At 71.4% G+C, this 12,205-nt stretch carries 8 protein-coding genes; 6 read left to right on the top strand and 2 right to left on the bottom strand.

The annotated features are described in order from the left end of the window. The first annotated feature begins 145 nt into the window (after positions 1 to 145). Both WMF26_RS51015 and WMF26_RS51010 read left to right on the top strand, forming a co-directional pair. The gene (locus tag WMF26_RS51015) at positions 146 to 1,591 is read left to right on the top strand and encodes a serine/threonine-protein kinase (RefSeq protein ID WP_437998606.1); all 1,446 of its coding nucleotides are present in this window, start codon (positions 146 to 148) and stop codon (positions 1,589 to 1,591) included. Positions 1,592 to 1,732: 141 nt separating this feature from the next. Then, positions 1,733 to 4,141: a hypothetical protein gene (locus WMF26_RS51010; RefSeq protein WP_437998605.1), complete on the top strand. Its 2,409-nt coding sequence runs from the start codon at positions 1,733 to 1,735 to the stop codon at positions 4,139 to 4,141. A 138-nt stretch (positions 4,142 to 4,279) separates the two neighbouring features. Here WMF26_RS51010 and WMF26_RS51005 read toward each other — a convergent pair whose 3' ends face one another. Next, positions 4,280 to 5,422, bottom strand: coding sequence for a Gfo/Idh/MocA family protein (locus WMF26_RS51005; protein WP_437317179.1), 1,143 nt, complete (start codon positions 5,420 to 5,422; stop codon positions 4,280 to 4,282). A 160-nt stretch (positions 5,423 to 5,582) separates the two neighbouring features. After that, positions 5,583 to 6,824 carry a sugar phosphate isomerase/epimerase family protein gene (locus tag WMF26_RS51000; RefSeq protein WP_437998604.1) on the bottom strand — a complete coding sequence of 414 codons (1,242 nt, stop codon included), beginning with the start codon at positions 6,822 to 6,824 and terminating at the stop codon, positions 5,583 to 5,585. Positions 6,825 to 7,265: 441 nt separating this feature from the next. Here WMF26_RS51000 and WMF26_RS50995 point away from each other — a divergent pair, with 441 nt between their 5' ends. The 4 genes from WMF26_RS50995 to WMF26_RS50980 are packed head-to-tail and all read left to right on the top strand — an operon-like array spanning position 7,266 to position 12,201. After that, a complete protein-coding gene (locus WMF26_RS50995; protein ID WP_437998603.1) occupies positions 7,266 to 9,347 on the top strand; it encodes a serine/threonine-protein kinase in 2,082 nt (693 codons plus the stop codon). Between the two features lie 58 nt (positions 9,348 to 9,405). Next, positions 9,406 to 10,509, top strand: a complete 1,104-nt coding sequence (locus WMF26_RS50990; RefSeq protein ID WP_437998602.1) for a serine/threonine-protein kinase — start codon at positions 9,406 to 9,408, stop codon at positions 10,507 to 10,509. A gap of 7 nt (positions 10,510 to 10,516) precedes the next feature. Further along, positions 10,517 to 11,191, top strand: coding sequence for a hypothetical protein (locus WMF26_RS50985; protein WP_437998601.1), 675 nt, complete (start codon positions 10,517 to 10,519; stop codon positions 11,189 to 11,191). 8 nt (positions 11,192 to 11,199) lie between these two features. Next, positions 11,200 to 12,201 (top strand): MBL fold metallo-hydrolase, encoded by a 1,002-nt coding sequence (locus WMF26_RS50980; protein ID WP_437998600.1) that lies wholly within the window; start codon positions 11,200 to 11,202, stop codon positions 12,199 to 12,201. The last annotated feature ends 4 nt before the right edge of the window (positions 12,202 to 12,205 follow it).

The raw sequence follows: 12,205 nt of genomic DNA, 5'->3' as shown, positions 1-12,205 counted from the left end.
CGACGACAGCGGCGCACACGGGCGCTGCGCCCCTCTCGAACAAGCCCGCTGCGTCTCTCGCGTATTTGTCCGACGTGAGCGGCGTTATCGCGTCCGAGGCGCGCGGCGCCGGCCGCGCGGGCGGCGCGTGGTATCCTGTCTCCGCGTGACCAACAACCTGGTCCCGGGCGCCCTGGTGGCGAGTCGCTACCGGGTCGATCGCCAGCTGGCCGAGGGAGGCATGGGGGTCATCTGGGCCGCCACCCACCTCGCGAGCGGCGAGCGTGTCGCGTTGAAGCTGCTGCGTCCCGGCGCGACGGAGGACGCCTCGACCCGCCGGCGCCTGCTCCGGGAAGCGCGCGTGGCCGCCGCGGTCGATCACCCGAGCGTGCCGTCCATCCACGACGTGCTGGAGCTCGACAACGGGACCCCGCTCCTCGTCATGGACCTGCTCGAGGGGGAGTCGCTCCGCGACAGGCTCGTGCGCGAGTCGCAGATCCCCCTCCCCGAGCTGTCGCGCATCCTGCTGCCGGTCATCTCGGCGGTCGGCGCCGCGCACGCCCTGGGCATCGTCCACCGCGATCTCAAGCCCGACAACATCTTCCTGCTCGCCCCCGACGTGGCCGCGCCGCCGGGCGCGCCCGAGGCCGACCCCGGCGCCGGCGCCGCCGACGAGAGCTGCAGCGTCGCGCCGGCGCCCTGCGTCCCGGACGACGACGCGGGCGCTCGGGTCAGGGTGCTCGATTTCGGCATCGCCAAGCTCACGACGGCGCACGGCGTGACCGGCTGGACCTCGGGGCGCACCGGGACCGGCGAGATGCTCGGAACCCCGTATTACATGTCGCCCGAGCAGATCCTCGGCGAGCACGACGTCGATCACCGCGCCGACCTCTGGTCGCTCGGCGTCATCCTCTACGAGTGCCTCACCTCGGTCCGGCCCACCGAGGCCGAGAACATGGGCAAGGTGCTGAAGCGGATCCTGACCGGCGCGATCCGGCCGATCGGGGAGATCGCGCCCGCGCTGCCCGCCGACGTCGCGGCGATGATCGATCGCATGCTGCGCCCGGACCGCGCGCAGCGCCCCGCGGATCTCCGCGAGGTCGGCGCGCTGCTCGCGCGCTACGCGGGCGTCGCGCTCCGCCCCTTCGGCCCCCCCGCGGCGCCGAGGGAGCCCGAGGGCGACGCGCTCGCCCCGAGCGCCCGCAACAGCGACGCGCTCTCGGCCGGCGCCGCCGAGCTGGACGGGGAGGCGTCGACCGCGACGCTGCGCGCGGGCAGCCTCCTGCCGGCGCCGCCGTCGAGCGCTCCGATGTCCGCGCGCCGCGCCGCGGCGGTCGCCCTGGAGGCGCACGGCGGCGCGTCGCCCTCCGCGCCGCCCGCGGCCGCCTCGCCGGCGAGGGCGCGCGCCGCGAAGAGCGCGGGGCTCAAGCTGCTCGCCGCCGGCGTGCTCATCGCCGCAGGAGCAGGCCTGTCGCTGCTGCGCTGTTCGACCTCCCGGGCCGAGGAGGCGCCGCGCCTCGTCGCGCCGGCCGCGGGCGCGCCGAGCGGCACGGACGCGCCGTCGCGCGCCGAGGTGCGCAAGCCAACTACGGATCAGCCGGAGATGCCTTGAAGGGAACACCCGAATAACGCGCGTACGGCTCGTCCTGACTGCTGTCGTGACGCGTTGAGACGGCGTTCGGGCAGGGTCGGATTCCTGTTGCGCCGCGCTCCTGAACAGGGTGACGCTCTCTCACCTTCTTAGGAGAGAGGCATGCCTACCGAAGTCATCGTCCGGATCCGTTCCCCCCGCGGGATCGTCGACCTGCCTGGCACGGTGGACGCCGTCGGACCGGCCGCGTCGCCCGCGTTCGAAGAGCGCAAATCCACGCCGGGCATTCACCTGCTGGCGGCGGCGACGAGCGACAGCGACTATGCCATCTCGCTCCAGGCGCCGGTGCCCGCCGAGAGCCTCACGGCGCTGCGGGAGCGCGAGGGCCATGCGGTGCTCGTGATCTTCCCGGGGCGCACGCCGGTGCGCCGGCGGCTCCAGGCCGTGTCGGTCTCGACGGTCGAGGTCGTCCCGGATCCGGGCGTGGCGTCGCAGGCGGCCCCGCTCGATCTGACCGCCGGGCGCGAGGGCGCCGCGCCGCTCTGGCTCCTCCCCGTCGGGGTGTTCAGCACGAGCCCGGCCCTCGGCCCCGACGGGCCCGCCGCCCGGGACGCCCTCGTCACCGCCGCCCGGTGGATCTCGTCGCGGCGGACGAGCACCTTCACCCAGCTCTTCCCGCCGAGCGCGTTCCATCCGGAGGAGCCGGTGCGCAAGGAGCGGCTCTCGGCGGGCCGGGGCATGGCGCTGCTCGATCAGGCGCGGGCGGCGATCGAGGTGGCGGCCGTGGGCGGCGAGGAGGCGAAGCGCGATCCGGTCGGGGCCGCGACCCTGCGCTCGGCGGCGGCGACCGTCCTGTCGCACCTCATCGCGACGTCGCTGGACGACCGCGGCTTCGCGCCGGTCGCCGAGCGCGCCGCCGAGGAGCTCTTCGCGCTGATCGAGAAGGAGGCGGGCGACGAGACGGCCCGGCCGGCGCTGCGCGCCCACGCGATTCACCTGCTCCAGCTGCGCGCCCCGGCGCTCACGGCGGCCCAGCAGGAGCGCGCGCGGGGGCTCGTCCGCGGGCTGCTCCGCGAGGCGCCGCCCTACGACGAGCTCACGGGCCCGTGGAGCTTCGCCATCTGCAGCGCCTCGGAGTTCCACGAGGGCGAGTGCCGCATCCTCGTGTCGAAATACGGCTTCAAGCAGATCCCGCTCCCGCCCGAGGCGCCCCCGTCGCCGAGCGGCTGGAGCCCTTACCGCGCCTTCGAGGCCCCCTTCAAGACGCCCGCCGGCGAGCCCATCCGCGTCTTTGCCCGCACGGCCATGCCGCGCGACGAGAACCTCGAGATGGGGATGAAGTTCTTCATCGGGCTGCTCATCAACCGGCACGCCCAGCTCGGCGCCTTCGATCTCCGCGCGGCCGCGGTGAAGGTGCGGCAGGAGGGCTACAAGCTGATGATGAACTCGCAATGCGCGGGGCTCACCACGCGCTTTGCCATCTCCCAGATGTTCCCTGACGCGGACATCTATTCATCGTGGGACTCGACGTATTTCCGGGTCGGGTCGGACGGGGCGGTCAGCTCCTCCGAGGGGGTCGATTGCTTCGTCGCCGCGCTGCGCGGGATGAGCGAGCGCGCGTCGCACGCCGAGCTCGACGCGCGCATCCGGCAGGCGCAGTGGCACCACCCGCAGGCGCAGGTCCCCGGCTTCTCGCAGTTCGTCGGGCCCTCGCACCCGCTCGTCGTCGCCCGCTACTCCGACGTGAACCGGGACGGGCGCGCCGATTATTACGACGGCTTCCTCGACTTCCAGCTCACCGAGATCGCCGAGGACATCGGTGCGTCGATGACGCCGCGCGACCCGGGGGTGAGCGCGTCGCAGATCAGCGGAGACGCCGCGGCGGGCCTCAACTGGGCGGCGGGCAGCATCAACCGCGTGGCGCAGTACTCGGACATCTGGGCCGGGCTCGCGGGCCACAGCGAGCTCTATTATGTCTTCCAGTCCGGCGGCTTTTACAGCCACCGCGAGCCGCCGCACGACGTGCCCACCGGCAAGGCCGCGCAGCAGGATCTCGGGCGGCTCCCGGCGGTCACCCGCTATCAGGAGACCAAGGACGCGCTCGGCGGCCTCTCGGTCGAGGTCATGTTCCACAGCCACCTGAGCCACGCGGCCCAGGAGCTGAAGCGCCTGCTCTGCGCGGCCGACGCGATGCGCCGCGCCTTCGATCTCGGCTACCTCTCGGGCGGAGAGGCGCTGTCGACGCCGCGGGGCCAGCGCTGCGCCATGCTCCTCACGATGGCCGGTCTCCTGGAGTTCCCCGCGGATCAGAACTTCATCGACGGCCTGTGGTCGATGGCGCTCAAGGCGCTGCGGCTCCCGGAGGTCTCCCGCAGCGCGGTGCGCGCCTGCATCACCGACGAGGATCACGAGATGTCGAACTACTACGGTTCGCGGCGCGGGCTGGGCCAGCTCCTGGCGGCGCTCGAGAAGAGCGATCCGGTGACGTTCGAGCAGCTCGGCACGGACGATCCGCTCGTGGGGAGGCTGGCGGAGCTCGATCTGGAGGCGGGGGAGCGGCCAGTGGGCTGAGGGAGGCGTGGAATGACCCCGGGCGCCACCTCGTCGAGCGGCGCTCGGTGAAGGTCGGACAGCCGAGCTCCCGGGCGGGAGCGAAGGGAGCGATCGAGAAAAGCCTCGCTGGGGCGGTGCCCACCGGGGTGTTTCCGTCTACAGATCAACCCAGATCGCGCCCTTCCTGGAGCTCTCCACCGCCTTGACGACGAACTGGATACCCCGGACGCCGTCGTGGACCGTGGGATAGCCGCCCTGGGGCGCCTGCCCGGACTTCGCCCGGCGGATGTCTGCGCAGACGTTCTTGTAGATCGTCGCGAAGGCCTCCAGGTAGCCCTCGGGATGGCCCGAGGGCGTGCGGGTGCACTCCTTGGCGGCTTCGCCCATGTAGCCCTGGCCGCGTCCCCAGGTCTCCCATCCCTTGCCCTTCGGCTTCACGACGAGGTAGTTCGGGTTCTGCTGGTGCCATTCCAGGCCCGCCTTGGTGCCGTAAATGCGGATGTTCAGGTTGTTCTCCTCGCCGCAGGCCACCTGAGAGCAGGTGAGGACTCCCTTGCCGCCGTTCTCGAGGCGCAGCAGCATGTTGGCGTCGTCGTCGAGGGTGCGGCCCGGGACGAAGGAGGTGAGATCGGCGCACAGGGACGTGATCTTGAGCCCGGTGATGTATTCCAGCAGGTTCTCGCCGTGGGTGCCGATATCGCCCACGCAGTTGGAGACGCCGGAGCGGGCCGGGTCCGTGCGCCAGGCCGCCTGCTTCTGGCCGGTCTGCTCGATGGGGTCCATCAGCCAGTCCTGGATGTACTCCACGAGCACCTTGCGGATCTCGCCGATCTCGCCCTTTTGGACCATCTCGCGCGCCTGCCGCACGGCGGGATAGCCGGTGTAGTTGTGGGTGAGGCCGAAGACGAGCTTGCTCTTCTCCACGAGCGTGGCGAGCTCCTGGGCCTCCTCCAGGTTGTAGGCGAGGGGCTTGTCGCACACCACGTGGACGCCGGCCTCGAGGAAGGCCTTGGCCACGGGGAAGTGCATGTGGTTGGGCGTGGCGATGATGACGAAATCGATGCCGTGGGGGTGCTTGGCCTCCTCCACCGCCATCGTGCGGAAGTCGTCGTAAGAGCGATCGAGGTACCACGCCTCGGCGCTGGCCTTGGCCCTGGCCGGGTCGGAGGACATGGCGCCGGCCACCACGAGGGCCTGGCTGTCGAGCTGGGCCGCGATGCGGTGCACCGAGCCGATGAACGCCCCGGCGCCGCCGCCGACGATGCCGGCCCGGAGACGTCGCTTGGTGATGTCGGACATGGGAAGGACCTTTCCTTGGTTTCGATTCTTCGAGGGTTCTTCGTCCTTGGTGCTCGGCTCTTCGCCGTGGCCTCGCGGGCCGCTCTTCCACCAGGAATGAACGACTGCGGCCCGAGAAGCTATCTCTGAGGACCGAGGGCCGGCAGCTCCCGGCGAATCTTCAAGTCCTGTACGCCTGCCGCCCGAAGCCCTGCACCGGGATGCCCTGGGCCGGCATGACCTCGTTCTGCAGCGCGAACATGCAGGCCGCGGCCTCGTCGATCTTGCGCGTGAACGCGAGGGAGCCCTTGAGGATGGGCTTCAGCTTCTCCTTGTCCTGTACGCGCGCCGGCGGGAACTCGTGCTCGACCACGAGGGGGGTGTTGGCGACGTCGAGCTCGAGCAGCTCGCGGGCGGCCAGCTGGTGGTCGAGCCAGTCCACGGTGCGGTTCTGGAGGTAGCCGAGCGGGTCGTGCCTGGCCGTGCCCGGCAGCTCGTGCATGCTGTAGGCCACCTGCTTCTTCCAGGCGTTGACGAGGTCGGACGCGTCGCCGGAGACCTCGCCCTGCTTCCAGTCGCCGCGCTGCATCACCTGGCCCTGGTAGCCCCAGGCCGCCACGCCCTTGGCATCGATCACCTGGCCCTTCACGTGGAAGCCGGCGATGAGGAAGGCGTAACCTGCGTCCTTGAGGTACTGGAAGACGGAGCGGGTGTCCTGCCCCATGAGGACGGCGTGGGAAGGATCGTAGTGGATGCGGAGCTGGTCCCCCACCCCGTGCTTCTCGGCGATCCGGTGGAGGGCGATCCAGGCCCCGGGCACGTGTGCGATGTTGTTGACCCAGAGATCGGTGGGGTTCCAGCCGGGCATGGGACACTGCTCCACCCGGTACTGCAAGCCGCGGTCCTTGGCCGCCTTGAGGAGCGGGACGAACTCCTTCTCGAACATGACCAGGTTCTGGTCCATGCTGAGCTTGATGTTCCGGCCCACGAAGCCACACACCGCCCTCGCGCCCAGGAGGACCGCCGCGTCCATGGCTTTGACCATGAAGTCGTGCTTCTTCTTCCGGTTGGCGTCATCGTCGGTGAGCAGGTTGTCGAAGTAGGCGACGTCGGTGATGCCGATGCGCGCCTCCTTCATGGCGGCGAGCACGCGGTCCGCGCGCTTCCTGTCGAGGGGCTTGCGCAGGTCGAGGGTGTTGGCCACCGGGTCCAGCATGGCCTCGGCGGGCACGTCGCTCTCGGTCGGGTGCAGGGCCGCGGAGAGCTGGATGTTCTCCACGTCCAGCTCGCGGGCAAACTGCAGCCAGTCCTCGATGGCCCGGTCCGGGTCCGCGTCCCGCGCCTCCCGGGGAGTCAGCTCCTGGAGGGCGGCGGTGAGGACGCTCATCTTCATGAACTTGGGCTCGAACGCTCTGGCGGCCATGGTAGGATCCTCCTTCTGCGGGCTCCGCTGCCCCGGAGCCCAAGGTAGCGGTTGCCCGTGATCGCGGTTGGGGATCTATAGCTATCCGGCCAGAGCGCCCCAAGGGAAGCCCCGCTGACGATCGAACGGACGAAGCTGGCGATGGCCTGGCGCAAGGACTCCTCGCCGGGAGGCCCGCCATAGGCACCCGCGAACGCCTTCGCGTAGGCGTCATCGCCGGCGACACGAGCGACCCGCAGACACGGGTCGAGGCCAGTCGCGTAGGACTCGATGCACCGCTCGATCGCCGCCGCGGCCCACGCGAGAGGGCGGCCCCCTTCAGCCGGAACGGTCCCTTCAGGAAGAGGAACATTCCAATTTGGGTGTATTCAACCCCCTCGCGCGTGTGGGTCCGATTGCTCGACGCCCCTCGGGGACGATGTCGTACACTCGCTCAGAACGATGTTTTCGGAGGCGGTCGCGCGGATCGGGCTGCAGCCGGGGGACGATCCGGGGCTGCGCCAGCACAAGGTGATTCTCACGGTCACGGCCGCGCTCAAGGCGGGCGCGTGCCCCGTCTGGGCGATCGCCTATGCGGCGAGCGGGGATGTCCGCTCGGGGGCGATCCCGCTCGGCTACGTGGTTTGCACGATCCTCAGCCTTGTCCATTTCGCCCGGACCAAGGCGTTCTCGGGCTTTCGCTTCCGCCAGGCGCTGCTCATCTTCGTGCTGCCGTTCCTCATGCACGCGAGCCGGGGCGGGTTCGTCGCCTCGAGCGGCGTCGTCCTGTGGGCGCTCCTCGCGCCGCTGACGTTCTTGCTGTTTCACGGGTCGCGCGCGTCCATCCCGTGGTTCACCGCCTACGCGCTCCTCGTGGTGCTCGCCGGCGCCGTGGATCCGCTGCTCGCGGCGCGCGCGCCGCCCACGCCCCCGGCCCTCATCGCCTGCTTCTTCGCGATGAACATCCTCACGGTGTCGGCCATCGCCTACGCCGCGGTGCAGTACTTCGCGCGCCAGCTCGCGGAGGAGCAGGACAAGCTCGCGGAGCTCGTCGCCTCCTCGGCGCAGGCGCTCGACGACGTGGCGACGTGGTCGTCCGCCGCCGCGGCGCAGGTCGCGCAGGCTATCGGGGCGCGCGAGGTCGCGGTGTGGAAGGCCGAGGAGCAGCGGATGGTCAGCCTCACCGAGACCGCGACCGAGGCCCCGCCGGCCGAGGCGCTCCGGAGCGCCGCGCTCGCGAGGCGCTTGCTCCCGAGGTCGTCGGACGTCGTGGTCCCCGTCGTCGGCCTGTCGGGCGACGTCCACGGCGCCCTGGTCGTCGTCGGGAGCAGGGCCGTGTGGAGCGACACGACGAGGCGCCTCGTCGACTCGTTCGCTCACCACCTCGGCAGCGCGCTCGAGCTGTCGCGCCTGCGCAAGGAGCTCGCCAGCGCGGCGGAGCGACGGAGGGCGACCCTCGAGGACATGGTGGGCCGCGGGATCGACGTCCTGCACATGTGCCCGAGCTGCCACCGCTGCTACGACCAGAACGCGCAGCAGTGCAGCGACGACGGCGCCCCGCTGACCATGCCGCGGCCGTTCCCTTACCGCGTCGCGGGGCGATATCGCCTGACCCGGGTCGTCGCGGAAGGCGGCATGGGCCGCGTGTTCCAGGCCCACGACGAGCGGCTCGGGCGCAAGGTCGCCATCAAGGCCATCCGGACAGAGCACTTCCACAACGACGACGTGCGCGCGCGCTTCGAGCGGGAGGCGCGCCTCGTCGCGCGCATCCAGCACCCGTCGGTCGTCGAGGTGTACGACTCGGGCGAGCTCGAGGACGGCTCGCGCTACATCGTGATGGAGTGGCTGGACGGCTGCAATCTGGCGCACGCCATGCGGCACAACGGGCCCGGGACGCCGCCTCAGGTCGCGCTCCTGCTGCGCGAGGGGGCGTCGGCGCTCGCGGCCGCGCACGCGGCGGGGCTCGTGCACCGCGACGTGAAGCCGGAGAACATCCACCTGGTCCCGTCGACGTCTCCGGGCGGCTTCCGCGTGAAGATCCTCGATTTCGGCATCGCCAAGGAGATGTCCGCCGACGCCTTCGCGACGTCGACGGGCATGTTCCTGGGGACGCCGCTCTACATGGCGCCCGAGCAGGCGAGCGGCAGGCCGGTGGACGCGCGCTGCGATATCTACTCCTTCGCGTCCGTCGCCTATCAGGCGCTCACCGGGCGGCGCGTCGCCGGCGGAGAGGAGATCTCCACGGTCCTGTCGAGCCTCTCGCGCGACGTCCCGCCGCCGGTCTCGTCGCTGCTCCCGGGGACGCCGCCGGAGGTCGACGACGCGTTCGCCAGGGCGCTCGCGCTCTCGCCCGCCGAGCGCCCGGACAGCGTCGAGGCGTGGGTGAGCTCGTTCGTCGATCGGCTCGACGGGCTGCCCCGGCGCTGCCGGGGCTGGCGCATCTCGGGCGTCACCCACGATCTGGACGACTTCGGCTGCGTCGACACGGTCCGGATCAACGAGCCCGCGGCGAAGCTCCCGTCGGCGGCGCCGCGCGCGTCGTAGCGGAGGTGGGGCCTTGCAAAGAGGGCCGCGGTGGGGCTATGCCCGGAAAGGGACCTCCATGCTGTGCCCTCGCTGCCACCGGCGGTACGCGGACGACCACCGCTTCTGCCCGCACGACGGGGAGAGGCTGGTCCAGAGCCTCGACATCCGGCGGATCCGGGCGAAGCCCACCGAGCACGTGGGCACCGTCGTCGCCGATCGGTACCGGGTGCGGGGGCTGATCGGCAGCGGCGGCATGGCGCAGGTGTTCCTGGCCGAGGACACGCAGGGCGGCGCGCCGGTCGCGCTGAAGCTCCTGGAGCCGAGGTTCCGCCGCGAGCCCAAGGTGAAGGCGCGGTTCCTCCTCGAGGCCAAGGCCGCGGCCACGGTGGCGCACCCGAACATCGTCGAGGTCCTCGACATCGGCCTTCACGAGGGGTCTCCGTACCTCGTGATGGAGTTCCTCTTCGGAGAGTCGCTGAGCTCGCTGCTCCTGCGCGAGAAGCGGCTGTCGCCGGAGGCCGGCCTCCCCATCCTCCTGCAGGCCGCCGCGGGCCTCGGCGCGGCGCACCGCGCGGGGATCGTCCACCGCGACGTGAAGCCTGCCAACGTGTTCCTCGTGGGCGAGAAGGGCGACGCCTGGGCGGCCAAGGTCGTCGACTTCGGGTTCGCCAAGCTGTACGAGCACTCGGGGCTCACCCAGGCCGGGGTGACCGTCGGCACCCTGGAGTACATGGCGCCGGAACAGACCATCAGCGACCCGCCCGACGCGCGCACGGACGTCTACGGCTTTGGCGTGCTCATGTACCGGATGTTCTCCGGCCGGCTCCCCTTCAGCGTCACGCGGGGCTCCTCCCCGGCGCTCTCGCCGGCCATGGAGGAGGCCATGGTGCTGGCCAATCAGCTCATGACGCCGCCCCCGCCGCCCAACCTGGGCGCGAGCTCGACGGCGAGGTCGCTCGAGGCGGTGATCCTGAAATGCCTGCGCAAGCGGCCGGAGAACCGGTATGCCTCGATGGAGGCGCTCGTCGAGGATCTCGGCCGGCTCGGCCGGCCGGGCGCGCTCGCGGCGGACGCGCCGATCGCCTCGCCCGACGTGTACGCCGCGCAGACGCCGTATGGAGAGCACGCGGCGCGGTTCCTGTACAAGCAGCTCGGCGGGGTGTACGGCGCAGCGCCGTAGCCGCGACATGCCCCGATCGCGCCGCTCCGCACGACGCCGCGCCCCCGCGCTGGCCGCCTGCGCCGCCCTCCTCGGCGGGCCGCTCGCCGCGGGCGCGGCGCCGGAAGGCCCGCGCCAGGCCGCCGCCGCCGCGGCGCCGGAAGGCCCGCGCCAGGCCGCCGCCGCCGCGGCGCCGGAGGGCCCGCGCCAGGCCGCCGCCACGGAGCCCGATATCCGCCTCACCCTGCCGTGGCTCCTCGTCCAGCTCGTGCCGAGCCCCGAGCTGTGGATCGGCTCGGGCGAGGCGCATTTCGGGGTCCGCTGGCAGGTGACCCCGCTTCTTTACTCGTTCGGGATGAACCGCAAGCTCTCGCCGTGGCGCGCGTTCGTCGTGGAGCCGCTCACGCGCCACGCCGGCTCGCTCGAGCTCTTCGGCTCTCCCGAGTACATCGCCCGTCCGGGCGCGTTCGGAGAGCGCTGGATCTTCCGGGGCGGCGTCCGCGCCTATTTCCCGCTCCTTCACCGGGGGGATTACCTGTCCTGCTCGCTCGGCGGCTCGGCGATCTACGCGCGCGAGCGGCTGGGCGCCGCGTACGAGGCGGGGATCTATACCCTCTTCGGCGCCCTGGGCGCCCAGGTGACGACCACGCCGACAGCCGCCTTGCGATCGACCACGATCACGCTCAGCATCCGTTATTTCTGACGCCGCGCATGGCTCCGCGCCCCTCCTCGACGCCTGCTCGCCTGCTCGCCGCGGCGCTCCTCGCGCTCGCGGGCCTCTCGTGCAGCGTGCCCGCGCGCATCCTCCAGAGCAACGTCGCCCGGCTGTTCGCGACCCCGAGGCCCGTGCCGAACAAGGTGCGCGCCCCATACCGGCCCGAGGCGCGGCTCGCCGTCCTCTGGGTCGGGCACGCGACCGTGCTCGTGCAGATCGACGACAAGCTCATCCTGACCGATCCCGTCTTCACGTCGACCGTGGGTCTCATGGTGCCACGCCTCGTCGAGCCAGGGCTCGATCCAGAGGATCTGCCGCCCATCGACGCGGTCCTCATCTCGCACATGCACCTGGACCACCTCTCGCTCGGCTCGCTATCCATGATCGAGCCGAAGGTCCGGACGCTGCTCGTGCCCCGGAGCGGGCTCGTCTACGTGCCCAATTACCGCTTCGATTCGGTCGAGGTCCCGACCTGGACGACATGGCGGCAGGGCGATCTGAAGATCACCGCGGTGCCGGTGCGGCACTCCGGTTATCGCTACGGGCTCGACCGGAACTGGATGACCGAGAGCTTCACGGGCTATGTCGTCGAGTACCACGGGATCACGGTCTATTTCGGCGGCGATACCGCCTATGATCGCGATCTCTTCGTCGACACGCGCGCGCGGTTCCCCGCCATCGATCTGGCCCTCATGCCGATCGCGCCGGTGGGGCCGCGCGATTTCATGGAGTCCAAGCACGTCGACCCGGCGGAGGCGGTCCAGGCCTTTTTCGACCTCGGGGCGCGGCGGATGATGGCCATCCATTTCGACACCTTCATCAACAGCACCGACACGTTCGGCCAGGCGCCCCGCGAGCTCCGGCGCGTCATGGCGGCGCGCGGGCTCGGGCCGGATCAGGTGATCCTGCCCAGGCACGGCGAGCAGCGGGTCCTGATCGCGAGGGGCGATCCCGGCGGCGCGGCGGCGGCGAGCGCCCCGGCGCCGCAGCGGAGATAGCCGG

It is taken from the genome of Sorangium sp. So ce185 (assembly GCF_051526825.1).
Taxonomy (GTDB): domain Bacteria; phylum Myxococcota_A; class Polyangia; order Polyangiales; family Polyangiaceae; genus Sorangium; species Sorangium cellulosum_D.
This window is presented reverse-complemented; position numbering and strand designations above follow the sequence as displayed.